The organism is Methylobacterium sp. WL9 (assembly GCF_008040035.1).
Taxonomy (GTDB): domain Bacteria; phylum Pseudomonadota; class Alphaproteobacteria; order Rhizobiales; family Beijerinckiaceae; genus Methylobacterium; species Methylobacterium thuringiense.
The window spans coordinates 19,287-42,885 of record NZ_VRVE01000030.1 but is presented as its reverse complement, the minus strand read 5'-3'; the positions used below and the strand labels follow the sequence as shown (position 1 = coordinate 42,885).

The following is a 23,599-nucleotide window of genomic DNA, read 5'->3' as shown; positions in this document are numbered from 1 at the left end:
GAAGTGCTCGACGCGCAGGGCGACGCCGTCGCGTTCGAGCATGCGCAGCACGTCGTAGGCGATGAGCGATCCCATGGAATGGGCGGCGAGCAGGATGCGCGAGCCGGCATGGCGCTCGACCACTTCCGCCCGCCTCTCCGCCGCCATCGAAGTCCTAGCCGACATCGCGGACCGCCGCCGTCCGGCCGCCGACGCCCTCAAGGATTGGGGCCTCGCCCACCGCTTCGCCGGATCGGGCGACCGCGCCGCGATCGCGAGCCTCGTCTATGACGGCCTGCGCCGCCGGGCTTCGGCCGCCTGGATCATGGGCGACGACGCCCCCCGCTCGGTGCTGATCGGCATGCTGCGCTTGCAGCACGGCCTCGCCCTGCCGACGGTGGCGGCGATGTTCGATGGCTCGCGCTTCGCCCCGGAGCCGCTGAGCGAGGGCGAGCGTGAGCGCCTCGCCAACGGCAGCCTCGACGACGCCCCGCCGGAGATCGCCGGGGACGCGCCGGCCTGGGTACTGCCCGCCTTGCAGGGCCTGCTCGGCGACGACCTGCTGCCGGAACTGCGCGCGCTCGGCCGCCGGGCACCCCTCGACATCCGGATCAACGCGCTCAAGCTCGACCGCGACGCGGCGCTCGCCCGCCTGACCCACCTCGCGCCAGAGCCGACGCCGCACGCGCCGAACGGCCTGCGCATCCCGATCGGGGCGGACGGGCGCGGCCCCGCGCTTCACGTCGAGCCGGAATTCATCGAGGGCCTCTACGAGATCCAGGACGAGGGCTCGCAGCTCGCGACGCGGCTCTCCGGGGCGAAGGCCGGCGAGACAGTGGTCGACCTCTGCGCCGGTGGCGGCGGCAAGACCCTGGGGCTCGCCGCGCTGATGAAGAACGAAGGCCGCATCGTCGCCACCGACGCCGACCCGCGCCGGCTCGCGCCGATCCACGAGCGCCTGCGCCGGGCCGGCGCCGAGGCCGAGATCCGCACGCCGCGGGCCGGGCGGTTGCGGGCCGACGTGCTGACCGACCTCGACGGCAGCGTCGACCGGGTGCTGGTCGACGCGCCCTGCACCGGCACCGGCACCTGGCGGCGCAATCCCGACGCCAAGTGGCGCTTGCGGCCGGGCAGCCTAGCGCTCCGCGTCGCCGAGCAGGCGCAGACCCTGGACCGGGCCGCCGAGCTCGTCCGTCCGGGCGGACGCATCGTCTACGTCACCTGCTCGCTGCTGCCGGACGAGAACGACGAGGCGGTGACGGGGCTGCTGAAGCGCCAGCGCGGCCGCTTCGGCGCGATCGACACGGCCCGCATCATCGCCGAGGAGGCCCCGGCCCTGGCGCCGTTCGTGCGCCTGACCCGGCACGGCCTGCAGATGAGCCCGGCCCTCACCGGCACGGACGGCTTCTACGTCGCGACGCTCGAGCGCCGGGACTGACGCCGCGCTCCGCAGAAAAGGCGGCACGATGCGGCGGCGAAAGCGCGATGTATAAGGATCGCGAGCGCGTCTGAGCCGTTTGCCCGGCATGGCCCGCGCGGGTGAGGAGGATGTCGGATGCTGGCGCCATGACGCTCGATCGCAGGGCCCTTCTGGCGGGCGCGGCGGCCGTCCTGACCGGGGAGCGGGCACGGGCGCAGGACAATCCGGGAGACGCCGCGGCGCGGGCGATCCCGCAGAATCCGGCCCAGCCGCCCGTGATCGAGACCGTGCGGCCCCTGCCGAAATCGGCGCCCGGGGCGGAACTTGAGGTCATCGACCTCTGGCCGGGCCTGCCGCCGGGCGGCGGCGGGCCGTTCCGGGGCGACTACCGTTTCGACGAGACGTTGAGCGGCGTGATCACCGCCGTGACGCGACCCTGCCTGATGGTGATCCGCCCGCAGCGCTCGAACGGCGGCGCGTTCATCGTCGCGGCCGGCGGCGGCTACCGCCGCATCGACATCAGCGGCGAGGGGCTGCCGGTGGGAGCCTGGCTCGCCAAGGCCGGCTTCACGGTGTTCCTGCTGATCTACCGGTTGCCGGGCGAGAAGTGGCGCGACGGGCCGGACGCCCCGCGCCAGGACGCGCAGCGCGCCGTCCGGCTGGTGCGCGCCAACGCCGCGCAATACGGCGTCGACCCGGAGCGCATCGGCGTCCTCGGCTTCTCGGCCGGCGGCCATCTCATGGGCGAGACGGCGGTGGATTCCGAGGTCGACCTCTACGACGACGTCGATGCAGCCGACCAGCAGAGCGCGCATGTGGCGCTCGCCGGCCTGATCTACCCGATCATCACCCTGAAGGCGCCGTTCGACAGAACCATCTCCAGCCGGGCCGTCCTCGTCGGCGACAACCCCTCCGACGCGCAGCGCCGGGCCTATTCGGTGGATGCGCAGGTGACGCGGCGCTCGCCGCCGACCTTCCTGGCCCAGGCCTCCGACGATCCGGTCGGCACCGTCGACCATCCGCTGCTGATGTACAACGCCCTGCGCGCAGCGGGCGTGGCAGTCGAGATGCACCTGTTCGAGCGCGGCGGCCACGGCTTCGGCCTCGGCGTGCCGGGGGCGCCGACCGCCGCCTGGGCCGGCCTCTTCCTCAGCTGGATCCGCGCCCGCGGCTTCATGCGCAACGTCTGACACCAGCGGGCGAGCGGGAACCGCCGGCGCCGGAACTGCCCCGGCGTGGCGGCGTTGACCGGCCATCGCGTTAACCGCAATCGTCAGGATTTCCAATGGTTTCCGGCATTTTTTCGCGCAGGCTGCCCGTGGCGGCCCTGCTTCTGACGCTCGGCATGACCTTGTCCGCACAGGCCGAGCCCGGCGACATCAAGGGCCAGGACGCCATGGGCGACAAGAACAAGAGCGCCAACGACGGCTGGAGCCAGGCCCCCGTGCCGCGCGAGGAATCGGCCTCCAAGGATGCGGAGAATCCGGGCGGCAACTCGATGAGCAACAAGTCCGACAGCTCGTCCACCAAGACGGTCGGCGCGAGCAGCGCCTCGAACAACGGTTCGGACGATCCGCAGAAGCCGCTCGATCATCGCACCCCCGGCCCCTCGGGCAGCAACCCGGCCTCGCCCACGAAATAGCGAAAACCTGCCCTGCGACCGGATGAGCGCCGGGCCGCGAACGTGCTGCCAGTGCGGCGATAAATGCCGCGGCCACGCTGCAGCGCACGCTTGCCTCGGGTCGGCCTTCGCGCATAAAACTGAATTAAGAATAGCTCTCAACAAGGCCCTGCGATGAACGTTCAGGTCTCGAGACGCGGCTTGCTGAAGGGGATCGGTGTCGGTCTCGCCGGCGGGTCGCTCGGCGCTCTCGGCTTCGGTGCCCTGGAGCCCGCGATGGCAGCCGCGGTGCGGCCCTTCAAGCTCGCGCAGATGAAGGAGACGCGCAACACCTGCCCCTATTGCTCGGTGGCCTGCGGCGTCATCCTCTACAGCCTCGGCGACAACTCGAAGAACTCGAAGTCGGCGGTGATGCATGTCGAGGGCGACCCGGACCATCCGGTGAACCGCGGCACGCTCTGTCCGAAGGGTTCGTCGCTCCTCGACTTCATCACGTCCGAGACCCGCACCAAGTACCCGATGCACCGTGAGCCCGGTTCGTCGGAGTTCAAGCGCGTCTCGTGGGACTTCGCCCTCGACCGGATCGCGATGCTCCTCAAGGAGGACCGCGACAAGAACTTCATCGCCAAGAACGGCGACCTGACGGTCAACCGATGGACCACCGTCGGCTTCCTCGGCGCATCCGCGACTTCCAGTGAGACGGCTTGGTGTACCTACAAGGTCGTCCGAAGCATGGGGGCCCTGACCTTCGATAATCAGGCCAGGGTTTGACACGGCCCATCGGTCGCCAGTTTGGCGCCCTCCTTCGGCCGTGGCGCGATGACCAACCTCTGGATGGACATCAAGCACGCCGACGTTATCACCGTGATGGGCGGCAATGCCGCCGAAGCGCACCCCTGCGGCTTCAAGTGGGTGGTGGAAGCCAAGGCGCATAACAACGCCAAGCTCATCGTCGTCGACCCGCGTTTCACCCGCACGGCCTCCGTGGCGGATCTCTACTGCCCGATCCGGCAGGGGACCGACATCGCGTTCCTGTCGGGCGTCGCCAAGTACTTGCTCGACAACGACAAGATCCAGCACCGCTACGTCGCGGCCTATTCGAACGCTGCCTTCGTCGTGAAGGAAGGCTACGACTTCAGCGAGGGCTTATTTTCGGGCTACTCGGAGGACAAGCGCGACTACGACAAGACGACCTGGGACTACGAGATGGGTCCCGACGGCTTCGCGGTCGTCGACGAGACGATGCAGCACCCGCGCTGCGTCCTGAACCTTCTGAAGAAGCACATCGCGATCTACACGCCAGAGATGGTGGAGCGGATCTGCGGCTCGCCGAAGGAGACCTTCCTCAAGGTCTGCGAGCTGATGGCCTCGACCGCGTCGACCGACCGGACGATGGCGTCGCTCTACGCCCTCGGCTGGACGCAGCACTCCAAGGGCTCGCAGAACATCCGCTCGATGTGCATCGTGCAGACGCTGCTGGGCAATATCGGCCAGCTCGGCGGCGGCATGCAGGCGCTACGCGGCCACTCCAACATCCAGGGTCTCACCGATCTTGGGCTGATGTCGAATCTGATCCCGGGTTATCTCAACATCCCGATCGAGAAGGACGAGAATTACGCGGACTACATTTCGAAGCGGCAGTTCAAGCCGCTGCGTCCCGGCCAGATGAGCTACTGGCAGAACTACAACAAGTTCTTCGTCTCCTTCCAGAAGGTGATGTGGGGCGAGCACGCCACCAAGGAGAACGACTGGGCCTTCGATTATCTGCCCAAGCTCGACGTGCCGACCTACGACGTGCTGCGCGGCTTCGAGCTGGCCAAGCAGGGCAAGATGACCGGCTACGTCATCCAGGGCTTCAACCCCCTGATGACCTTCCCCAATCGCGCCAAGATGACCGAAGCCTTCTCGCGGATGAAGTTCATCGTCGTGATGGACCCGCTGCAGACCGAGACGGCCCGGTTCTGGGAGAACCACGGCGAGTACAACGACGTCGATTCTTCGAAGATCCAGACCGAGGTGTTCGAGCTGCCGACGACGCTGTTCGCCGAGGAGGAGGGCTCGCTCGCCAATTCCAGCCGCTGGCTGCAGTGGCACTGGAAGGCGCAGGAGCCGCCGGGCGAGTGCCGGCCGGACATCGAGATCATGTCCGCCATCCATCTGCGCATCAAGGCGTTGTACAAGCGGGACGGCGGCGCCTACGCCGACCCGATCGTCAACCTGAACTGGAACTACGCCGACCCGGAATCGCCGACTCCGGTCGAGTTGGCGCGCGAGCTGAACGGCTACACGGTGGCCCCAATCACGGATGCCAGCGGCACCACGATCCCGGCGGGCCGGCAGGTCGACGGCTTCGCGCAACTCAAGGACGACGGCTCGACCGCGTGCGGTTGCTGGATCTATTCCGGCTGCTACACCGAGAAGGGCAACATCATGGCCCGCCGGGACAACACCGATCCCGGCAACAAGGGCATCGCGCCGAACTGGACCTTCGCCTGGCCGGCCAACCGACGGATTCTCTACAACCGCGCCTCGTGCGACCCCGAGGGGAAGCCGTGGTCGGAGAAGAAGAAGATCATCGAGTGGAACGGCAAGCAGTGGGTCGGCTTCGACGTGCCGGATTACGGCGTCACCACGCCGCCGGAGAAGAACGTCGGTCCGTTCATCCTGAACCAGGAGGGCGTCGCCCGCCTGTGGACCCGCGGCCTGATGCGCGACGGGCCGTTCCCGACGCATTACGAGCCGTTCGAGTCGCCGATGGCGAACATTCCGTTCCCGAAGATGAAGGGCAATCCTGCCTCGCGCATCTTCAAGGGCGATCTAGCCGATCTCGGCACCTCGGCCGAGTTCCCCTACGCGGCGACGAGCTACCGGCTCACCGAGCACTTCCATCAGTGGACTAAGCATTCCCGGATCAACGCGATCCTCCAGCCGGAGATGTTCGTCGAGATCTCGGAGCAGCTGGCCAAGGAGAAGGGTATCGCCAAGGGTGACTGGGTCCGCGTCTGGTCGAAGCGCGGGTCGCTCAAGGCCAAGGCGGTGGTCACCAAGCGCATCAAGCCGCTGATGTGCGACGGCAAGGCCGTGCACGTCGTCGGCCTGCCGCAGCATTGGGGCTTCATCGGCAAGACCCGCAACGGCTGGCACCCGAACACGCTCACCCCCGTGGTCGGCGACGCCAACACCGAGACGCCCGAATACAAGGCGTGGCTGGTGAATATCGAGGCGACCACGCCTCCGAACGACCGCGTCGCGTAGGGGGAGCAGCACAATGGCCGATTACAGCTCCCTCGACATCCGGCAGAAGTCCGCTTCCACGGAGACGCCGCCGGCGATCCGCCGTCAGCAGGAGGTCGCCAAGCTCATCGACGTCTCGAAGTGCATCGGCTGCAAGGCCTGCCAGTCGGCGTGCGAGGAGTGGAACGACCTGCGCGACGACGTCGGCATCAATGTCGGCGTCTACGACAACCCGCACGACCTCACGGCGAAGTCGTGGACCCTGATGCGGTTCACGGAGTACGAGAACGCCGAGACCAACAATCTCGAGTGGCTGATCCGCAAGGACGGCTGCATGCACTGCACCGACCCGGGCTGCCTCAAGGCCTGCCCGTCGCCGGGCGCAATCGTGCAGTACTCGAACGGCATCGTCGACTTCGTCGAGGATCACTGCATCGGCTGCGGCTACTGCGTGAAGGGCTGCCCCTTCAACATTCCGCGCATCTCGAAGACCGACAACAAGGCCTACAAGTGCACGCTCTGCTCCGATCGCGTCGCGGTCGGTCAGGCTCCCGCCTGCGCCAAGGCCTGCCCGACCGGTTCGATCATGTTCGGCACCAAGGAGGCCATGATCGAGCAGGCGAACGACCGGGTCGTCGACCTCAAGTCGCGCGGATTCGACAAGGCCGGCCTCTATGACCCGGCCGGCGTCGGCGGCACGCACGTGATGTACGTGCTCCACCACGCCGACAAGCCGCAGCTCTATGCGGGCCTGCCGAACGACCCCAAGATCTCGCCGCTGGTCGCCTTCTGGAAGGGCGGCGCCAAGGTGATGGGGCTCGCCACGATGGGCTTCGCGGCGCTGGCCGGCTTCTTCCACTACGTGACCGCCGGACCGAACGAGGTCGAGGCGGAGGAAGAGGAAGAGGCGATCGACATGAAGGAGCGCGGTGCGCGCCGCCGGGACGGCGGCGAGATCCGGCCCTCGTGATGGATTGGGGGATCAGCGGAAGACAGACGGCATTGTACAGACAGAGATCGGGACAGGTCCGATGACGATTCATACCGATGTCCGGGATGGCGAGCCGCATCCTCCCCTGCGGGAGGTGAAGGCCGAAACGCCCGAGATCATGTACGTGCCGCGCTATTCCGGGCTCCAGCGGGTCAACCACTGGGTCACGGCGATCCTGTTCACGCTGCTGGCGCTGTCGGGTCTGGCGATGTTCACGCCCTACCTATTCTCGCTCACCGGCCTGTTCGGTGGTGGCGCGGCGACGCGGGCGATCCACCCATGGTTCGGCGTGGCCCTCGTCGTCAGCTTCGCGCTGCTGTTCCTGAAGTTCTGGCGCCTGAACATCCCAAACAAGGACGACGTCGCCTGGTCGATGAAGATCGGCGACGTCGTCACCAACCGGGAGGACCGGCTGCCCGAACTCGGCAAGTACAATGCCGGCCAGAAGGGAGTGTTCTGGGGCCAGACCGTGCTGATCGGCGTGATGTTCGTCTCGGGGCTGATGATCTGGGAGCAGTACTTCTACGAGTACACCACCATCGAGACGCAGCGCTGGGCGCTTCTCGCCCATTCGCTCGCCGCGATCGGCGCCATCGCCATCATCGTCGTCCACATCTATGCCGGCATCTGGGTGCGCGGCACCGGGCGTGCGATGATGCGCGGCAACGTCACGGGCGGCTGGGCCTACCGGCACCACCGCAAATGGCTGCGCCAGATCACGGGCGACAAGCCCGCTGCCGGCGCGAAGCCTGTCGAGAAGCACGGACCCTGATCCTTGGCCCGATTTTTCAGGCGCGGCGGCCCCCCTGCGGAGGCCGCCACCGAACCGACGCCTGCCGAGCAGCCGGTCCGTAAGCCGGCGGACATCCAGCCCGATCCCGACCGGATCGGCATCGCGGCCTCGGTCCCCTTCGTTCGGCTGCCGAAGCCGGCGACGCTGTTCGCGGATCGCGCCAAACGGCTGAAGGCGATCGCACCCGGGCACCCGCTTGAGGGCTATCTCGACTTGCTCGCGCGCATCGCCGCCGCGCAGGCCGAGGTCGTGGCGCAGCGTGCCTTTGCCGGCGAACGCCCCTTGCCTCTGTCGGCCGAAGACGTCGCGTTGCGCAGCGACAACGGCATGCCGCCGCTCTCTCGTAGCCTCGTCAGCGACGATCCGAACTTCCTCGCCTGCCTCGACCGGCTGCTCGACGTCATCGATCTTTCTGGTCTGACCGAGGCGGCGCAGCTCGCCCGCACCTCACTGCAGGCCGCGGCGCCGGAGGAGCGGCTCGATCTCGCCCTCCAGATCTTCGACGGCGCCTTCCTCGTGGAGCGCATGGCCGAATGCGTCTTCGTCGCGGCCGGTCTTCAGGTCTTTATGGCCGAGCAGGCCGCCGCCCTCGACGACAAGGTCCTGAAACCCGTGGCCGACGGCGTCTGCCCCTGCTGCGGCGGCGCGCCGACGGCCAGCCTCATCGTCGCCTGGACGCCGGCCGACAAGGCCCGCTACCTATCTTGCTCGGTCTGCAACACGCTTTGGAACCACGTCCGGATCCGCTGCACGGCTTGCGGCTCCGGGGAGGGCATCAGCTATTACGGGCTCGACGAGATCTCGAAGGACGTGAAGGTCGAGACCTGCACGAGCTGCAACAGCTACCTCAAGCACTTCCATCAGGACCGTGATCCGGCCTTCGATCCGATCGCCGACGACGTGGCCTCCTACGGCCTCGACCTCAAGATCGCAGAAGAGGGGTTTCGCAAGGCCGGATTGAACCTGCTGTTCGTCGTCTGAGCGCCCGGGATTTCGCCTTTTCCCCCCAGCACCACAACCCTATAACTTGCGTACAATTAGATTGTGCGATTGATAATTTTGCTTCACCGAACGCGCGGCGGCGGCTAGAACAGCGACAATCATCGTCTATTTCCCCAACCCTTCGGCACCGTCTTGACCACATCGCTCCTCGTCGGCGTGATCGGCCATGTCGACCACGGCAAGACCGCCCTCGTCCACGCCCTCACCGGCACGGATACCGACCGCCTCAAGGAGGAGAAGGCGCGCGGCGTCTCGATCGTGCCGGGTTTCGCCCTGCTGAAAGCCGCCGGCGGGGAAGCCGGGGAGATCGATCTCGTCGATCTCCCCGGCCACGAACGCTTCGTGCGCGCGATGATCTCGGGCGCCACCGGCATGCGCGCCGTGCTGCTCGCGGTCGATGCCAACGAGGGCATCAAGCCCCAGACCGTGGAGCATCTCGAGATCGCGCGGCTGATCGGCGTGCGGCGCGGCGTGGTCGCACTGACCAAGTGCGACCTCGTCGGCCCTGAAACAATCGCCGCGCGCAAAGCAGAACTGTCCGCCGTCGCGACCCGCGCCGGCATCATGCATCCTGTGGTTGTGGCGACCTCGGTCCTGGCCGAGACCGGTATCGCCGAGCTCCGTACGGCGCTGAGCGCGCTGTTGCGGGAGGCCGCTCCGTCCAGCGACGACGGCTTCCCCTACCTCCCGATTGACCGCGTCTTCGCCCGCCCCGGCTTCGGCGCCGTCGTCACCGGCACCCTGCGGCGCGGTCGGCTGTCGGTCGGCGACAGGATCGCGATCATGCCGGGCAACCGCACGGCCACGGTGCGAAGCCTCCAGATCCATGGCCGCCCGGTGCAGGCTGCCGAGCCCGGCCGCCGGACGGCGGTGGCCCTACGCGGCGTCGAGATCGGCGACCTGCACCGAGGTCAGGCCCTGACCGCACCGGACATGCTGGCCACCGGCCGCTGGATCGACGTCGCCCTGACGGCCGTGGCGAGCGCTGCAGCGCCGCTGGAAGGAGGCACCGGCTGCCGGCTCCTGTTCGGCACCACCGAGGTACCCGCCCGCCTGCGCCTGCTCGACCGCGACAGACTGGAGCCCGGCGCGAGCGCCCTCGCGCAGCTCCGTACCGAGGAGGACATCGCGGTACCGGCCCGCGAGCCCTTCATCCTCCGCCTCGACTCGCCCTCGGTCACCGTGGCGGGCGGGCGGATCCTCGATCCGTTGGCACGACGCCGCAAGCGGCACGATGCGCGAGTCCAGGCCGAACTCTCCGTCACCGCAACCGGCAAGCCGAAGGAGACGCTTGCGACACGGCTCGCGCGCGACGCCGCATCGGGTACCGCGCTGCTCGATCTCGCCCGCCTCGTCGGAATCGCCCCGGAGCGCGTGCGGCGTGGCCTGACGGAACTCGGTGCCTGCGAGATCGGCGACCGCTTCCTTGGCGCCCCCGCCTTCGCTGCGCTCCGCGAGAACCTTTTGTCGGCCCTGACTGTGCATCACCGCGATCACGCAATCGAACACGGGCTTCCGGTCGACCGTCTCGCCCGTGCCGTCACGGCCGCTGAGATTGTGACCACGGCCGCCCTGCGCGATCTCATCGGAACGCGGGACGTGGTTCAGGCAGGCCCGCTGTTTCGCCGCGCCGATTTCGACCCGGCCCGGAACGAGACCGAGCATGTCCGGCTTCTCGAAACGACGTTTCGTAACGGCGCGCTGTCCCCACCGGACGAGGTCGAGGTCGTCGGACGCGACATCCGGCGACGCGAGGCACTGACCTATCTCCTAGCCTCGGGAACGCTGATCCGAGCGCTGGACCGCGTGCAGAAGCGCACGATCCTGTTTCACCGGGACGCCATCACGGCCGGCAAGGCGCAGCTCGTAAGGAGCTTCCCGGCGGCGACGGCGGCCGACAGCGGCTTCCTGGCCAAGGAAGCCGGCGCGGCGCTGGGCATCTCGCGAAAGTTCTCGATCCCGCTGCTCGAGCATCTCGACGCAGTGCGGTTCACGCGCCGCGTCGGCGACCGCCGAATCTTCGTCGACGGCGAGGGTTAGGCGACGAGCGAGGCGGCCACGTGCTTCAGCGTCGGCAGCTTCTTGATCGGCCCAATCGCTGCGAGCGTCGGCGCCCCGGCGATCACCGTCCGGCCAGCCGCCCGCACGTCGTCCACGGTCACGGCATCCACTTTCGCGATCACCTCGCCGGAGGGAATCACGCGGCCCCAGGCCAGGAGCTGCCGGGCGTTGCGCTCGATGCGGCCGCCGGGCGTCTCCAGGGCCGAGAGCAACGAGACCTTGAGCTGCGCCTTGGCGCGGGCGAGTTCGACCTCGTCGAGCTCCACCGTCGCCGTGCGGGTCGTGGCGATGGCGACCTCGACGAGTTCGCGCAGGTCCGAGCCCGACGTGCCGGCGCCGATGCCGAACAGCCCACAATCCGAGAAGGGCCAGTGGAAGGCCTGGATGTCGTAGGCAAGGCCGCGGGTCTCGCGCACCTCGTGCCAGAGCCGCGAGGTCAGGCCCCCGCCGAGCACCTGCGCGAACAGGTGCAGCGCGTAATAGCCGTCGTCGCGAAACGAGAGGCCGGGCAGGCCGAGAACGAGGTTCGCCTGTTCGAGCTTCTTCTGCATGCGGCGCTCGCCGCCGGCATAGAGCCCGGGAACGATCGGCTGCGATATGGCCGGCTTCAGGTCCCCGAACAGACGCTCGCCCGCCGCAACGATTTCGTCGTGCGAGACGGCGCCGGCAGCTGCCAGCACCATGCGCTCGGGTACGTATTCCCGAGCGATGAAGGCCTCGATGCCTTCGCGCGAAAAACTCGTGATCGTCTCGGGCCGACCCAGGATCGGCCGGCCGATCGGCTGGTCGGGAAAAGCCGTCTCGACGAAGGCGTCGTAGACGACGTCATCCGGCGTATCCTCGACGGCCGCGTATTCCTGCAGGATCACGCCCTTTTCGCGCGCCAGTTCGCCGGCCTCGAAGGTCGAGCGGGTCAGGATGTCGCCGAGCACGTCCAGGGCAACACCGACATCCTCGCCGAGCACCCGGGCCGTGTAGCTCGTGCTCTCGGTGCTGGTTGCAGCATTGATCTCGCCGCCGACATTCTCGATGTCCTCGGCGATGCGGCGGGCCGAGCGCGTCTGCGTGCCCTTGAAGGCCATGTGCTCGATGAGATGGCTGAGGCCATGCTCTTCGGGCCGCTCGTGCCGCGAGCCAGCGCCGACATAGACGCCGAGGGAGGCCGTCGCCACGCCGGGGATCGCCTCGGTCGCGATGGTGAGGCCGTTGGCGAGGCGCGCGATCTTCAGGTCGGGCGAGGCGCCGAATGTGGAAAAGTGCTCGTTCATGGGGTCAGGCACCCGCCGTGATGCGGGCGCGCTCGCGGATGTAGCGCTCCACGGCGGCCTGATCGTTCGGCAGGTTGGCGATCAGCTCCGGTCGGTCCAGCAGGTCGGCGAGGTGCGGCGGCAGGACGGGGCGCCCCGCGCCCGTCGCCTGGGAGACCGCATCGGGGAATTTCGCGGGATGGGCGGTGGCGAGGGCCACGACGGGTGTCGCCGGGTCCTTCTGCAGCAGCCGGCGGCCGGCGCGCACGCCGATGGCGCTGTGCGGATCGAGCACCATGCCCGTCTTGCGGTAGGTGCCGGCGATCTCCTCCACCACCTCGGGCTCGTGGACGGCGGCGGCATCGAACTCGTCGCGCACGGTCTGCAGCACGGCGGGATCGAGCGAGAAGCCGCCGGATTGCTTCAAGCCGGCCATCAGACGCCCGAGCGAGGAGGAGTCGCGGCCGAGCGCCTCGAACAGCAGCCGCTCGAAGTTCGACGAGATCTGGATGTCCATCGACGGAGAGGTGGTTGGGTGCACGCCGCGCAATTCGTAGGTGCCGTGTTCGAGCGTGCGGGCCAGGATGTCGTTGGCGTTGGTGCCGATCATCAGGCGATCGATCGGCAGCCCCATGCGCTTGGCGACCCAGCCGGCCAGGATGTCGCCGAAATTGCCGGTCGGCACCGCGAACGAGACCGGGCGGTGCGGGCTCCCGAGCGAGACGGCGCTGGTGAAGTAGTAGACCGCCTGCGCGGCGACTCGCGCCCAGTTGATCGAGTTCACGCCCGAAAGGTGGACATCCTGCGCGAAATCGCCGTGCTGGAACATCGACTTCACGATGTCCTGGCAATCGTCGAAGGTCCCGTCGATGGCGATGGCGTGCACGTTCGGGCAGGCCACCGTCGTCATCTGCCGGCGCTGCACCTCCGAGACGCGGCCGTGCGGGAACAGCACGAAGACGTCGACCTGATCGAGCCCCTTGAAGGCTTCGACGGCGGCAGAGCCAGTATCGCCCGAGGTCGCGCCGACGATGGTCGCCCGTGAGCCGCGCTGGCGCAGGACGTGATCCATCAGCCGCCCGAGCAGCTGCATCGCCACGTCCTTGAAGGCGAGCGTCGGGCCGTGGAAAAGTTCGAGCAGGAAGAGGTTGTCGTCGATCTGCGTCAGCGGGCAGATCGCCGGGTGGCGGAAGCAGGCATAGGAATCTTCGATCATCCGGTCGAGCGCAGCGTCCGCGATCTCGCCGTCGATGAGCGGGCGCAGCACGCGCTTGGCCGCGTCGGCATAGCGCACGCCGCTCAAGGCCGCGATCTCGGATTTTGCGATCTGCGGCCAGCTCTCCGGCACGTAGAGGCCGCCGTCGCGGGCGAGACCGGCAAGGAGGGCGTCGGAAAAGCTCAAGGGCGCAGCGGCGCCGCGGGTCGAAACGTGCAGCAAAGGGGCCTCCGGGAAGGCGCCCGCTCTACACGTTTCGTGGGGGTCTGTCGAAAAGGTCCGGACGTCGTGCGACGTTTATCACGCGTTGCTGCCCGGCGCCTTCTTCAGCGAGCAGCCGGTGATGCGCCATTGGCCGTCGGCCTGCTTCTGGAGCGAATAGAGCGCGACCCAGTCGACGCCGTTCTCGTCCTGCAGCTTCAGGCCTTGGGCGAGCTCGCCCTCACCCGCATCCTCGACGGCATCGAAGCTGTAGCTGCGCGGCGCCAGCACCGGCGGGTAGCCCTGTTCGACCATGGCGAGAAACGTCTCGGGCGAGGTGAACATGTTTTGGATCTGCGGAGCGGCCTGGGCGTAGGCGGTGGCCGAATCCTTCTTCTTGAAGGCCTCGAGCTGGCGCTCGATCGTGGCGCGCGCGGCGTTGCGATCGGTCTCGTCCGCGGCCCATGCCAGCGAACCCATCAGCAGAAGAGAGAGAAGTCCAACGAGGATGCGCATCGTCACCACTCCGTACGACCGGCCGATACGAGTGTAGCGCGCCGCCGCAGCGGAACAAGCAGAGGCCGTGCCGCAGGGATCAGCCGGCGGACGCCTCGGGCGGATCGTTGAGCTTTCTCCACGCGAACACCGAGAACACGCCGACGAGGCACGCGGCGATGCCGAACCAGGTGAACGCGTATTGCAGGTGGTTGTTGGGCAGGTCGACGCGCAACTGGCCGCCCTTCGGCCAGCCGCCTGGGTTTGGCGTCGCGTCCGCTTCGATCAGGTAGGGCGGCACTGCTCCGAGCCCCTTCGCCGCCGCGATGCCGGCGATGTCGCGATTGAACCACTCGCCGCGGGCCGGATCGGCGGCCGGCACGAACATGGTGCGGACCTCGGTGGCGCGCAGGATTCCGGTCAGCGTGGTCTCACCGGCAACCTGTCCGGCCTGACGGTCGGCGGGGTTCTTGAGTTCGGTGGGAATGAAGCCGCGGTTGACCAGGACCGTCGAGCCGTCCGTCCGCACCAGCGGCGTGATCACGTAGAAGCCCTGAAGCGCCCGGCCCGGCACGTCGCCGGCGGCGAGGCCGTGGACCAGCGTTTCCTTGTCGTTCTTCAGCGTGCCGGTGACGCGGACTCGGCGGAACTCGTCCGTCTTCGGATCCCAGGCGTCGGCGGCAGGCAGCGCGGCCGGCGGCTCCGCGTGCGAGCGCTCGATGATGTGGCCGATCAGCGCTTCCTTCTCACCTTTGCGCTCGATCTGCCAGATGCCGAGCCCGATCAGGATGGCGAGAGAGACGGCCGAGGCGATGCCGGGCGCGATCAGGCCGCGCCAGCGGCTGGGACTCTTCGATGCGCCGATCACGTTCACTATTTGAAGCGTCCCTGCTCGGCCTTGTTGTGGAGCTGGAGCGCCGCCAGCAGGCCCTTGAGCGGACGCACCAGAGCGAGACTCAAGCCCACCGACAGCGACGTCGCGACCAGGGCGTGGACCCAGATCGGCGGCTCGTAGGTGATCTCCATCCAGAGGGCGAGTCCGACGACGACGAAGCCGACGATCGACATCACGAAGAAGGCCGGCCCGTCACCCGTCGAGAACGAAGAGAAATCCTGGCCGCAGACCTCGCAGGACGGTCGGAAGGTCAGAAAGCCATCGAACATATGGCCCTCGCCGCACCGCGGACAGCGCCCGCGCAGGCCAGTCGGGATCGGATTCGGGCTGATGGCAGAGGCGGTCACGGATACGGTCTCCTGGGCTCGACTCCCGATATGGGGACGAGCCCGGCTCCGGGCGCAAAAAAGGGCGGCTCGCGCCGCCCTTCAGGGTTGTCCGAGGCGCAAGGCGCGCCGGTTCGGACCGTCAGTGAGCGGCGGCGTGGCCGATGCCCGAGCCCCAGACGTAGATCGAGGCGAACAGGAACAGCCAGACCACGTCCACGAAGTGCCAGTACCAGGCGGCGAATTCGAAGCCGAGGTGCTGCTTGACGGTGAAGTCGCCGGAATAGGCCCGCATCAGGCAGATCGCGAGGAAGATCGTGCCGATGATGACATGCGCGCCGTGGAAGCCCGTCGCCATGAAGAAGGTCGACGAATAGATGCTGCCGGCGAAGCCGAAATGCGCGTGGCTGTACTCGTAGGCCTGGCAGGCGGTGAACAGCACGCCGAGAATGATCGTCAGCCAGAGGCCGTATTTCAGGCCCTTGCGATCGTCGTGCAGCAGAGCGTGGTGCGCCCAGGTGATCGTGGTGCCGGAGGTCAGCAGGATCAGCGTGTTCAGGAGCGGCAGGTGCCACGGATCGAAGGCTTCGATGCCCTTCGGCGGCCAGACACCACCAGTGAACTCGACGCGCTGCGCCTGGATCGGGTCGGCGGTGTAGAGCGCCGCCTCGAAATAGGCCCAGAACCAAGCGACGAAGAACATCACCTCGGAGGCGATGAACATCATCATGCCGTAGCGGTGATGTAGCTGGACGACGCGGGTGTGGTCGCCGCTGTTCGCCTCCTTGGTGACGTCCTTCCACCACGACATCATCGTGTAGAGGATGCCGAGGAAGCCGGCGGAGAACATGTACGGGCCGACAGCGAGGCCGCCCAGCGTCAGACCCTTCATCCAGAACACGGCGCCGGTCGTCGTGACGAAGCCGGAAAAGGCGCCGATCAGCGGCCACGGGCTCGGAGAGAGGATGTGGTAGTCGTGATTCTTGGCGTGCGCCTCGGCCATCGAAAAGCTCTCCTCACCCCCGGCCTTCGCCGCCACCGGCGGGCCCCGTTTCACCTTGTCGAAGATCGGCTTAGGGCCGGCCTCCGAGCCTGAAGCTCTATCGCGGGCCTGCGCCCGTTGTCACGCTCGCGCGCCGAAATATTCGTGCCTGCGCCTCAGCCGCCGCCCGCCACCGCCGCCTGTGGCGAGCCGTTTCGGGAGACGAAGTAGGTGTAGGACAGCGTCATCTCGCCGATGTCGGCGATATCGGCATCCTGGCGCAGCTTCGGGTCGACGTAGAACACCAGCGGGAAGTCCATGGTCTCGCCCGGCTGGAGCGTGTGCTCGTCGAAGCAGAAGCACTGGATCTTCACGAAGTAGCTGCCCATCAGGCCGGGCTGCACGTTGAAGGTCGCGATGCCGGTGGACGGCTTCGGGCCGACGTTCTTGACCTTGAAGAACACCGTCTTGGTCTCGCCCGGCACGGCCTCGACGCTCGGCGCCTCCGGCTGAAAGCGCCACGACAGGTTCGGGGCGACGTTGGTGTCGAACTTGACCGTCACCGGCTTGGTCGCAGCCGTGTCGCCGGAGGTCGTGAGCGCCAGCCCCTTGCGCGGCGTGCCGTCATAGCCCGTTGCCTTGCAGAACAGGTCGTAGAGCGGCACCGAGGCGAAGGCGAGCCCGGTCATGCCGACGACGACGCTTGCGCAGGCGATGGCCGTCCAGCGCACCGTTTTCGCGGTTCGTGCCGCTTGGTCGCTCATGCCCGGCGCCCGATCACAGCGGTCGCTCGAGGATTTGCGGACCGAGCTTGGCGATCGTCAGCACGAAGAACAGGACGACGAGGGCGCCGAGGGTCAACGCGATGGCGATCGAGCGCTTGCGCCGCGCCTGGACCTCGGCGGGGGTCAGCTGTCGAACGGAGAACTCCGGATGCTCGGCCATGGCGCGTCAGACGCCGACGGCGCGGAACAGGCCGAAGCCGTGCTCGGCGAGCAGGGCGGCGAACAGCAGCAGCAGGTAGAGGATCGAGAAGCCGAACAGGCCCATCGCCGCCCGGCGCTCGGGCTCGCCCTCGCGCAGGCGGAACACCTGGATCGCGCCGGCCAGCATGCCGAGACCGCCGAGGGCCGAGATCACCGCGTAGAGCCAGCCGCCGAAACCCAGCGCCACCGGCGACATGCCGAGCGGCACGAGCAGCAGCGTGTACCAGACGATCTGGCGGCGAGTCGAATCGGGACCGGCGACGTTCGGCATCATTGGGATGCCGGCCTTGGCGTAGTCGCCGCTCTTCACGAGCGCGAGCGCCCAGAAGTGGGGCGGCGTCCAGATGAAGATGATCGCGAACAGGATGATCGAGTCGAGACTGACGGTGCCCGTGACGGCGGCCTGACCGACGATCGGCGGCAGGGCGCCGGCGGCGCCGCCGATGACGATGTTCTGCGCGGTCGCCCGCTTCAGCCACATCGAATAGACGACGGCGTAGAACACGATGGTGAAGGCCAGGAGCCCGGCGGCGAGCCAGTTCGAGGCGAGGCCGAGAATCAGCACCGAGCCGACCGAGAGCACCATGCCGAAGGCGAGCGCCTCGTTCGGCAGGATCCGGCCTGCCGGGATCGGGCGCGTGGCGGTGCGCGTCATCAGCGCGTCGATGTCGGCGTCCCACCACATGTTGAGGCAGCCCGAGGCACCAGCACCGACGGCGATCATCAGCAGCGAGATGCCCGCGATGATCGGATTCACGCTCGGGTGCGAGACCACCATGCCGACGAGGGCCGTGAAGATCACCAGCACCATCACGCGCGGCTTCAGCAGCGCGAAGAAATCCGAGACTTCACCGCCTGCCGCAGATGCGGTGGGATTGAAGCCCTGAGCGTCGGCGGGAAGGCTGTTCGTCAGGCTCGACATGAAAACCGTATTTTTCGATGTGCTGAACGTGATCGTTCAGGCCTGCGCGGTCGGTACCGTCGCATCGCCCTTTCCGGGAGGCCTGGCTCTTGGGCCGTGGCCTCCGGGAAAGAGCGAGGACCGCCGGAGCGGTCCTCGCGATCGTCTCGGTGTCGGGAGTAGGGCCTTAGTGGGCCGGCTCGTCGACGATCCGGGGCAGCGTCTCGTACTGGTGGAAGGGCGGCGGCGAGGACAGCGTCCATTCCAGCGTCGTCGCACCCTCGCCCCACGGGTTGGCGGCAGCGCGCTTGCTGGAGCGGAAGGCCAGGATCACGCCGATGAAGAACACCACCATGCCGAGCGCGAAGATATGCCCGCCCCAGGTCGCGACCTTGTGCCAGGGGGCGAAGGCCTCCGGGTAGTCGGCGTAGCGGCGCGGCATGCCGGCGAGGCCGAGGAAGTGCATCGGGAAGAACAGGATGTTCGCGCCGATGAAGGCCAGCCAGAAGTGCAGCTTGCCGGCCCACTCGGGGATGACGTGGCCGGTCATCTTCGGGAACCAGTAGTAGACACCGGCGAAGATGATGAACACGGCGCCCAGCGAGAGCACGTAGTGGAAGTGCGCGACCACGTAGTAGGTGTCGTGCAGGTACTTATCGACCGCCGAGTTCGCGAGCACGACGCCGGTGACGCCGCCGACCGTGAACAGGAAGATGAAGCCCACCGCCCAGTGCATCGCCGCGGTGAAGCGGATCGAACCGCCCCACATCGTCGCGATCCAGGAGAAGATCTTCACGCCGGTCGGCACCGCGATCACCATGGTGGCGAACACGAAGTAGGATTGCGTCTGGAGCGACAGGCCGACGGTGTACATGTGGTGCGCCCACACGACGAAGCCGACGACGCCGATGGCGACCATGGCGTAGGCCATGGCGAGGTAGCCGAACACGGGCTTCTTCGAGAACGTCGCGATGATGTGCGAGACGATGCCGAAGGCCGGCAGGATCATCACGTACACCTCGGGGTGACCGAAGAACCAGAACAGGTGCTGGTAGAGCACCGGGTCGCCGCCGCCCTCGGGGGCGAAGAAGGTCGTGCCGAAGTTGCGGTCCGTCAGCAGCATGGTGATCGCGCCGGCGAGAACCGGGAGCGAGAGCAACAGCAGGAACGCGGTGACGAGCTCGGCCCAGGCGAACAGCGGCATCTTGTGCAGCGTCATGCCCGGAGCGCGCATGTTGAGGATCGTCGTGATGAAGTTGATCGCGCCGAGGATCGAGCCGGCACCGGCGAGGTGCAGCGAGAAGATCGCGAAGTCGACGGCGGGGCCGGGATGGCCCGAGGCCGACAGCGGCGGATAGACGGTCCAGCCCGTACCAGCACCGCTCGCACCCGGCGCGCCCTCGACGAAGAGGGAGCAGATCAGGCTGCAGAAGCCGGCGACGGTGAGCCAGAACGAGATGTTGTTCATGCGCGGGAACGCCATGTCCGGCGCGCCGATCATGAGGGGCACGAACCAGTTGCCGAAGCCGCCGATCAGCGCCGGCATCACCATGAAGAACACCATGATGAGGCCGTGACCCGTGACGAAGACGTTATAGGTCTGCGGGTTGGTGAAGTACTGGAGGCCCGGCTCTTCCATCTCCATCCGGATACCGAAGGAGAGGAATGCGCCGATGCAGCCCGCGAAGAACGCGAACAGCAGGTAGAGGGTGCCGATGTCCTTGTGGTTCGTCGAGAGGAACCAACGGGCGAAGAAGGACGGCTTGTGATCGTCGTGGGCATCATGCCCGGCATGTGCTGCGGCGGTTGCCATCGATGCTGACCTTAACTCGGGTATCGTGTGATCAGGCGAAAGGAGCGGGACAGGGCGAGGCCCGTCCCGCGAGCGGCCTCACTTGGCCGCGGCGAGCTTCGAGCCGTCGTCGATCGCGGCGAACTTGGTCTTGGCTTCCTTCAGCCACTCGGCATAGGCCTGATCGCTGACCACCTTCACGACGATCGGCATGTAGGCATGACGCATGCCGCAGAGCTCCGAGCACTGGCCGTGATAGACGCCCTCGCGGTCGGCCTTGAACCACAGTTCGTTCAGGCGGCCGGGGATGGCGTCGACCTTGCCGCCGAAGGACGGCATCGCCCAGGAGTGGATCACGTCGGTCGAGGTCACCTGGACCTTCACGACCTTGTTCACCGGGACGACCATCTCGTTGTCGGTCTGGAGCAGCTTCGGCTCCTTCTCTTCATCGATGTTGGCGTCGAAGGTGAAGCCGCCGTCTTCGCCGGCCTTCGGATAGTCGTAGGACCAGTACCAGGCGTGGCCGGTGGCCTTCACGGTCACGTCGGCGGTGGGGATGATCAGCTGCGTGCGCAGGGTGCGGAACGAGGGAATCGCAACGCCGACGAGGATCAGGACCGGGATGATGGTCCAGGCGATCTCGATCGCGGTGTTGTGCGTCGTGCGCGACGGCGTCGGGTTGGCCTTCTCGTTGAAGCGGTAGACGCAGTAGAGAAGCAGCCCGAGCACGAAGAGCGAGATGGCGAAGGCGAGCCAGTGCAGCACGTGCTCGAAGTTCATGAGATCGAGAGCCTCGGCCGTCACCGGCGTCTGCCGGCCCATCTGCCACGGCACGGGAACGCCGGGCTCCGCCGCGAAGGCGGCGGTGGACGTGACGAGGAGGGCGCCGATCGCGGCAAGCCCCCATTGAGACCGATGTTTCGCCTGCACCGTCCGCATGTGCCTCTCGTGGCTCCCCGTTATTGTCTTGATTTCGTTACCGCACGTTCGCAGATAGCGTCGGTGCGGTGCCGAGGTCCGGTCGAGGCGCAACAGCCGTGTTCGGCTCTCATCGCGAGACTGATGGACGGCGACGTAGAACCATACTGATCACAATCACGCAACCGCCAAGAGCGTCGCACGGCTCCGTTTGACGCATGTCTGGCGGCGGATGAAGCGGGCCCTTTTGGACGTCGGCGGCCATTTTTGCTGCGGCTCACCACCTGAGAGTGCGAAGGTTTCGCGATGCAATCGAGCGAGACGGAGACCCTGCAGTCCGAGCCTCCGACGAGCCTACGCGTCCCGACCCTCGTCATTGCCTATGACGATGCCGTCCCGCGCGCCGACAACCGGTCGTTGGCCGTCGAGACGCCGGTAAACGTCGTCTACGGCAGCGTGCCCTACGCGGTGATGATGACGACGCCCGCCGACCTCGCGGATTTCGCCTACGGCTTCAGCCTGACGGAGGGCATCGTCGAGAGCGCCGCGGAAATCCGTTCGGCGACGGTCGAGTCCGGCGAAGACGGCCTGCGCCTGCTGGTCGATCTCGCGCCGGGGCGGCTGCGCGAGCACCTCGCCCGTAAGCGCGCCATCAGCGGCCGGACCGGCTGCGGCGTCTGCGGCATCGAGGATCTCGCCGCGCTCCCGTTGGCCGCGCCGCGCAGCGGCAAGGGGCCGGACGTCGCGGTTGCGGCGATCAAAACGGCGCTCGACGGTCTCCACGCCGAACAAACCCTCGGTCGGGAGACGCGCGCCGTGCACGCCGCGGCCTGGGCCCGTCTCGACGGCTCGCTCGTCGCGGTCCGCGAAGACGTCGGCCGGCACAATGCGTTGGACAAGCTGATCGGCGCCCTGATGCGGGCGGGCGAGGACGCCGACCAGGGCTTCCTCGTCATCACCAGCCGGTGCTCGTTCGAGATGGTGGAGAAGGCGGCCACCTACGGCGCCTCCGTGATCGTAGCGATCTCCGCGCCGACCTCGCTGGCGATCGAGCGCGCCCGGCTTCACGATATGACGCTCTGCGCCATCGCCCGCTCCGACACGCTCACGGTGTTCGCGGGACGGGAGCGTCTTGTGCTCGGCACCTGACAAGGCAGCCGGCGCGGCGTCTTCTCCCAAAAACCCGGAAGACTCAGTTCGCGACGGCGGGTGCGGCCTCGCCGCCGCCGGGCACGACGATCGTACCGCCGATGACGCGGACGTTGCGCTTCGGCTCGGATGCCGGCGGGTCCTGCCAGCCCTGATTCGCACCGTCCTTTGCGGCGGACGCCTTGTCCGCGCGCTTCTCCTCGGCCGGCTTGTCGCTTGCGGCCTTCTCGGCAGCGGCAGGCCGGTTCGCGGCCGGCGTCATCGCAGCAGGCTCCGCCTTCGTCACCTCGGGTGCGACCACCTTCGCGGCGTCAGGCGCCTTGGCCGTCTCCGGCGCCTTGGCGGCGGCCGGCTCGGAAGGCGTCGTCTGCGGAAGCGGCGCTTCGGGCGAGACGCTCGGCGCGACGGGCTTGACCGGCGGCGTCAGCTTGGCGGTTTTGCGCTGGGGCGCGGGAGCCCGGGCCCTGTCGCCCTTGGCCGTCTCGCCCCGCAGGCCCGCCCTGCCATCCGGGTTCACGCCGAACGTGCCGCCCTCAGTGGCGCCCGGTCGCGACGGGAGGCCCGGAGCGCGCTCGATCTCGGCATGGAGCGAGGGCCGCGGCAGCGGGATGTCACCCGGTGGCAGCAGGCCTTCCGGAGCTCGGCTGCCACGGCGCGGCGCCACATCCTCCTCGGTCCAGCCATAACCGGGAGCGGACCGGGCGACGCGAGCGGAGGGATAGTAGGGCGTATCGAGACGCTCGCGGCCGACGATGCCGCCCTCGCGGGCATCGACGAACAGCCGGACGCGGCTGCCCGCCGGGTTGGTCGCCTCGACGACATAGGCGCGTCCGTCGAAGCGCGGCCGAGCGATCTCGGTGAAGCCGCGATCCTGCAGCCGATAGACGACGGCGCGCGGGGGGATCGGCGGCGGATCGTCCTCGAAGGCCGGCCCAGGATAGGTGCGCATGTAGCCGTAGGCGAACTGCGCGGAAGCGTCGCTCGCGGCGACGAGCGAGAGAACCGCCGATCCGAGCAGCGCGCAGCGGACGCGTCGAGAATTGGAATGGGACGGGTGTGTTCGGCGCATGGATGCCATGTGGCTTCTCTCTGGCCCCCAGATTTTTGGCCCCCGGAGCGATCCCGTCCGGCCTCGACCGGAGGCGGGCCCTGCGGCCGCGAGCGCCTCCGGTCCGTTCAGCGGAGTCGTTGCCCCGCATTGCCCCTGTGATCGGCTGCCCTGCTTCAACCAGCCGATCGGGGCGGAAATGCGGGACGATTGCGGCGGCATCAGGCAAGGTCGCGCGGCGGTCGCGTCATGCGGACGCGGGCCGGGGCCGAGAGCGCGATTCACCCTTGTGCTAAAGCGTGATTGCCGGCGCGGCGGGGCTCTTGCTGGACTCGATAAAAT

21 protein-coding genes are annotated in these 23,599 nt (G+C 67.8%); 9 read left to right on the top strand and 12 right to left on the bottom strand.

Going from position 1 to position 23,599, the window contains the following annotated elements; translation table 11 throughout:
* The first annotated feature begins 94 nt into the window (after nucleotides 1–94).
* The 8 genes from FV217_RS11305 (at nucleotide 95) to selB (ending at nucleotide 11,080) form a co-directional block, all read left to right on the top strand.
* Nucleotides 95–1,417, top strand: coding sequence for an RsmB/NOP family class I SAM-dependent RNA methyltransferase (locus FV217_RS11305; protein ID WP_147817285.1), 1,323 nt, complete (start codon nucleotides 95–97; stop codon nucleotides 1,415–1,417).
* Between the two features lie 128 nt (nucleotides 1,418–1,545).
* A complete protein-coding gene (locus FV217_RS11300; RefSeq protein WP_147817284.1) occupies nucleotides 1,546–2,589 on the top strand; it encodes an alpha/beta hydrolase in 1,044 nt (347 codons plus the stop codon).
* 128 nt (nucleotides 2,590–2,717) lie between these two features.
* Nucleotides 2,718–3,041 carry a hypothetical protein gene (locus FV217_RS11295; protein WP_246682767.1) on the top strand — a complete coding sequence of 108 codons (324 nt, stop codon included), beginning with the start codon at nucleotides 2,718–2,720 and terminating at the stop codon, nucleotides 3,039–3,041.
* Between the two features lie 153 nt (nucleotides 3,042–3,194).
* On the top strand, nucleotides 3,195–6,275 hold the full coding sequence (fdnG, locus tag FV217_RS11290) for a formate dehydrogenase-N subunit alpha (protein WP_147817282.1): 3,081 nt from the start codon (nucleotides 3,195–3,197) through the stop codon (nucleotides 6,273–6,275).
* 13 nt (nucleotides 6,276–6,288) lie between these two features.
* The gene (fdxH, locus tag FV217_RS11285) at nucleotides 6,289–7,224 is read left to right on the top strand and encodes a formate dehydrogenase subunit beta (RefSeq protein ID WP_147817281.1); all 936 of its coding nucleotides are present in this window, start codon (nucleotides 6,289–6,291) and stop codon (nucleotides 7,222–7,224) included.
* Nucleotides 7,225–7,285: 61 nt separating this feature from the next.
* A complete protein-coding gene (locus tag FV217_RS11280; RefSeq protein WP_147817280.1) occupies nucleotides 7,286–8,017 on the top strand; it encodes a formate dehydrogenase subunit gamma in 732 nt (243 codons plus the stop codon).
* Between the two features lie 3 nt (nucleotides 8,018–8,020).
* Complete coding sequence (fdhE, locus tag FV217_RS11275; RefSeq protein ID WP_147817279.1) at nucleotides 8,021–9,019, top strand: formate dehydrogenase accessory protein FdhE; 999 nt, start codon at nucleotides 8,021–8,023, stop codon at nucleotides 9,017–9,019.
* Nucleotides 9,020–9,172: 153 nt separating this feature from the next.
* Entirely contained in the window at nucleotides 9,173–11,080 is a 1,908-nt protein-coding gene (selB, locus tag FV217_RS11270) for a selenocysteine-specific translation elongation factor (protein WP_246682766.1), read from the top strand.
* Here selB and FV217_RS11265 read toward each other — a convergent pair.
* The 11 genes from FV217_RS11265 to coxB all read right to left on the bottom strand — a co-directional run bounded on the left by FV217_RS11265 (nucleotide 11,077) and on the right by coxB (nucleotide 21,081).
* A complete protein-coding gene (locus tag FV217_RS11265) occupies nucleotides 11,077–12,369 on the bottom strand; it encodes a pitrilysin family protein (RefSeq protein WP_147817278.1) in 1,293 nt (430 codons plus the stop codon). The genes selB and FV217_RS11265 overlap by 4 nt on opposite strands.
* 4 nt (nucleotides 12,370–12,373) lie before the next feature.
* Nucleotides 12,374–13,786: a threonine synthase gene (thrC, locus tag FV217_RS11260; RefSeq protein ID WP_147817277.1), complete on the bottom strand. Its 1,413-nt coding sequence runs from the start codon at nucleotides 13,784–13,786 to the stop codon at nucleotides 12,374–12,376.
* A gap of 78 nt (nucleotides 13,787–13,864) precedes the next feature.
* Entirely contained in the window at nucleotides 13,865–14,281 is a 417-nt protein-coding gene (locus FV217_RS11255; protein WP_147817276.1) for a DUF4864 domain-containing protein, read from the bottom strand.
* Between the two features lie 79 nt (nucleotides 14,282–14,360).
* Nucleotides 14,361–15,134 (bottom strand): SURF1 family protein, encoded by a 774-nt coding sequence (locus tag FV217_RS11250; RefSeq protein ID WP_147817275.1) that lies wholly within the window; start codon nucleotides 15,132–15,134, stop codon nucleotides 14,361–14,363.
* Nucleotides 15,134–15,502, bottom strand: coding sequence for a DUF983 domain-containing protein (locus FV217_RS11245; protein ID WP_238232931.1), 369 nt, complete (start codon nucleotides 15,500–15,502; stop codon nucleotides 15,134–15,136). Before FV217_RS11245 ends, FV217_RS11250 begins: the two co-directional genes overlap by 1 nt.
* A gap of 121 nt (nucleotides 15,503–15,623) precedes the next feature.
* A complete protein-coding gene (locus FV217_RS11240) occupies nucleotides 15,624–16,484 on the bottom strand; it encodes a cytochrome c oxidase subunit 3 (protein WP_147817274.1) in 861 nt (286 codons plus the stop codon).
* A gap of 155 nt (nucleotides 16,485–16,639) precedes the next feature.
* The gene (locus FV217_RS11235; RefSeq protein WP_147817273.1) at nucleotides 16,640–17,227 is read right to left on the bottom strand and encodes a cytochrome c oxidase assembly protein; all 588 of its coding nucleotides are present in this window, start codon (nucleotides 17,225–17,227) and stop codon (nucleotides 16,640–16,642) included.
* 13 nt (nucleotides 17,228–17,240) lie between these two features.
* Nucleotides 17,241–17,408, bottom strand: coding sequence for a hypothetical protein (locus FV217_RS22850; protein ID WP_187272522.1), 168 nt, complete (start codon nucleotides 17,406–17,408; stop codon nucleotides 17,241–17,243).
* A 6-nt stretch (nucleotides 17,409–17,414) separates the two neighbouring features.
* Complete coding sequence (locus FV217_RS11230) at nucleotides 17,415–18,371, bottom strand: heme o synthase (RefSeq protein ID WP_147817272.1); 957 nt, start codon at nucleotides 18,369–18,371, stop codon at nucleotides 17,415–17,417.
* Between the two features lie 166 nt (nucleotides 18,372–18,537).
* Nucleotides 18,538–20,163, bottom strand: a complete 1,626-nt coding sequence (gene ctaD, locus FV217_RS11225) for a cytochrome c oxidase subunit I (protein ID WP_147817271.1) — start codon at nucleotides 20,161–20,163, stop codon at nucleotides 18,538–18,540.
* A 78-nt stretch (nucleotides 20,164–20,241) separates the two neighbouring features.
* Nucleotides 20,242–21,081 (bottom strand): cytochrome c oxidase subunit II, encoded by an 840-nt coding sequence (gene coxB, locus FV217_RS11220; protein ID WP_147817270.1) that lies wholly within the window; start codon nucleotides 21,079–21,081, stop codon nucleotides 20,242–20,244.
* Between the two features lie 285 nt (nucleotides 21,082–21,366).
* Between coxB and fdhD the strand changes: the two genes are divergently transcribed.
* A complete protein-coding gene (gene fdhD, locus FV217_RS11215; protein ID WP_147817269.1) occupies nucleotides 21,367–22,209 on the top strand; it encodes a formate dehydrogenase accessory sulfurtransferase FdhD in 843 nt (280 codons plus the stop codon).
* A 43-nt stretch (nucleotides 22,210–22,252) separates the two neighbouring features.
* Here the strand turns inward: fdhD and FV217_RS11210 are convergent, their stop codons facing one another.
* Nucleotides 22,253–23,287 carry a hypothetical protein gene (locus FV217_RS11210; protein WP_147817268.1) on the bottom strand — a complete coding sequence of 345 codons (1,035 nt, stop codon included), beginning with the start codon at nucleotides 23,285–23,287 and terminating at the stop codon, nucleotides 22,253–22,255.
* Between the last annotated feature and the right edge of the window lie 312 nt (nucleotides 23,288–23,599).

Bases quoted from the DNA above. Each gene is read 5' to 3' on its own strand.
- FV217_RS11305 (WP_147817285.1), top strand. From the start codon at position 95: ATGCGCGAGCCGGCATGGCGCTCGACCACTTCCGCCCGCCTCTCCGCC.
- FV217_RS11300 (WP_147817284.1), top strand. From the start codon at position 1,546: ATGACGCTCGATCGCAGGGCCCTTCTGGCGGGCGCGGCGGCCGTCCTG.
- fdxH (WP_147817281.1), top strand. From the start codon at position 6,289: ATGGCCGATTACAGCTCCCTCGACATCCGGCAGAAGTCCGCTTCCACG.
- FV217_RS11280 (WP_147817280.1), top strand. From the start codon at position 7,286: ATGACGATTCATACCGATGTCCGGGATGGCGAGCCGCATCCTCCCCTG.
- FV217_RS11265 (WP_147817278.1), bottom strand. From the start codon at position 12,369: ATGAACGAGCACTTTTCCACATTCGGCGCCTCGCCCGACCTGAAGATC.
- FV217_RS11255 (WP_147817276.1), bottom strand. From the start codon at position 14,281: ATGCGCATCCTCGTTGGACTTCTCTCTCTTCTGCTGATGGGTTCGCTG.
- FV217_RS11240 (WP_147817274.1), bottom strand. From the start codon at position 16,484: ATGGCCGAGGCGCACGCCAAGAATCACGACTACCACATCCTCTCTCCG.
- FV217_RS11235 (WP_147817273.1), bottom strand. From the start codon at position 17,227: ATGAGCGACCAAGCGGCACGAACCGCGAAAACGGTGCGCTGGACGGCC.
- FV217_RS22850 (WP_187272522.1), bottom strand. From the start codon at position 17,408: ATGGCCGAGCATCCGGAGTTCTCCGTTCGACAGCTGACCCCCGCCGAG.
- FV217_RS11230 (WP_147817272.1), bottom strand. From the start codon at position 18,371: ATGTCGAGCCTGACGAACAGCCTTCCCGCCGACGCTCAGGGCTTCAAT.
- ctaD (WP_147817271.1), bottom strand. From the start codon at position 20,163: ATGGCAACCGCCGCAGCACATGCCGGGCATGATGCCCACGACGATCAC.
- coxB (WP_147817270.1), bottom strand. From the start codon at position 21,081: ATGCGGACGGTGCAGGCGAAACATCGGTCTCAATGGGGGCTTGCCGCG.
- fdhD (WP_147817269.1), top strand. From the start codon at position 21,367: ATGCAATCGAGCGAGACGGAGACCCTGCAGTCCGAGCCTCCGACGAGC.
- FV217_RS11210 (WP_147817268.1), bottom strand. From the start codon at position 23,287: ATGGCATCCATGCGCCGAACACACCCGTCCCATTCCAATTCTCGACGC.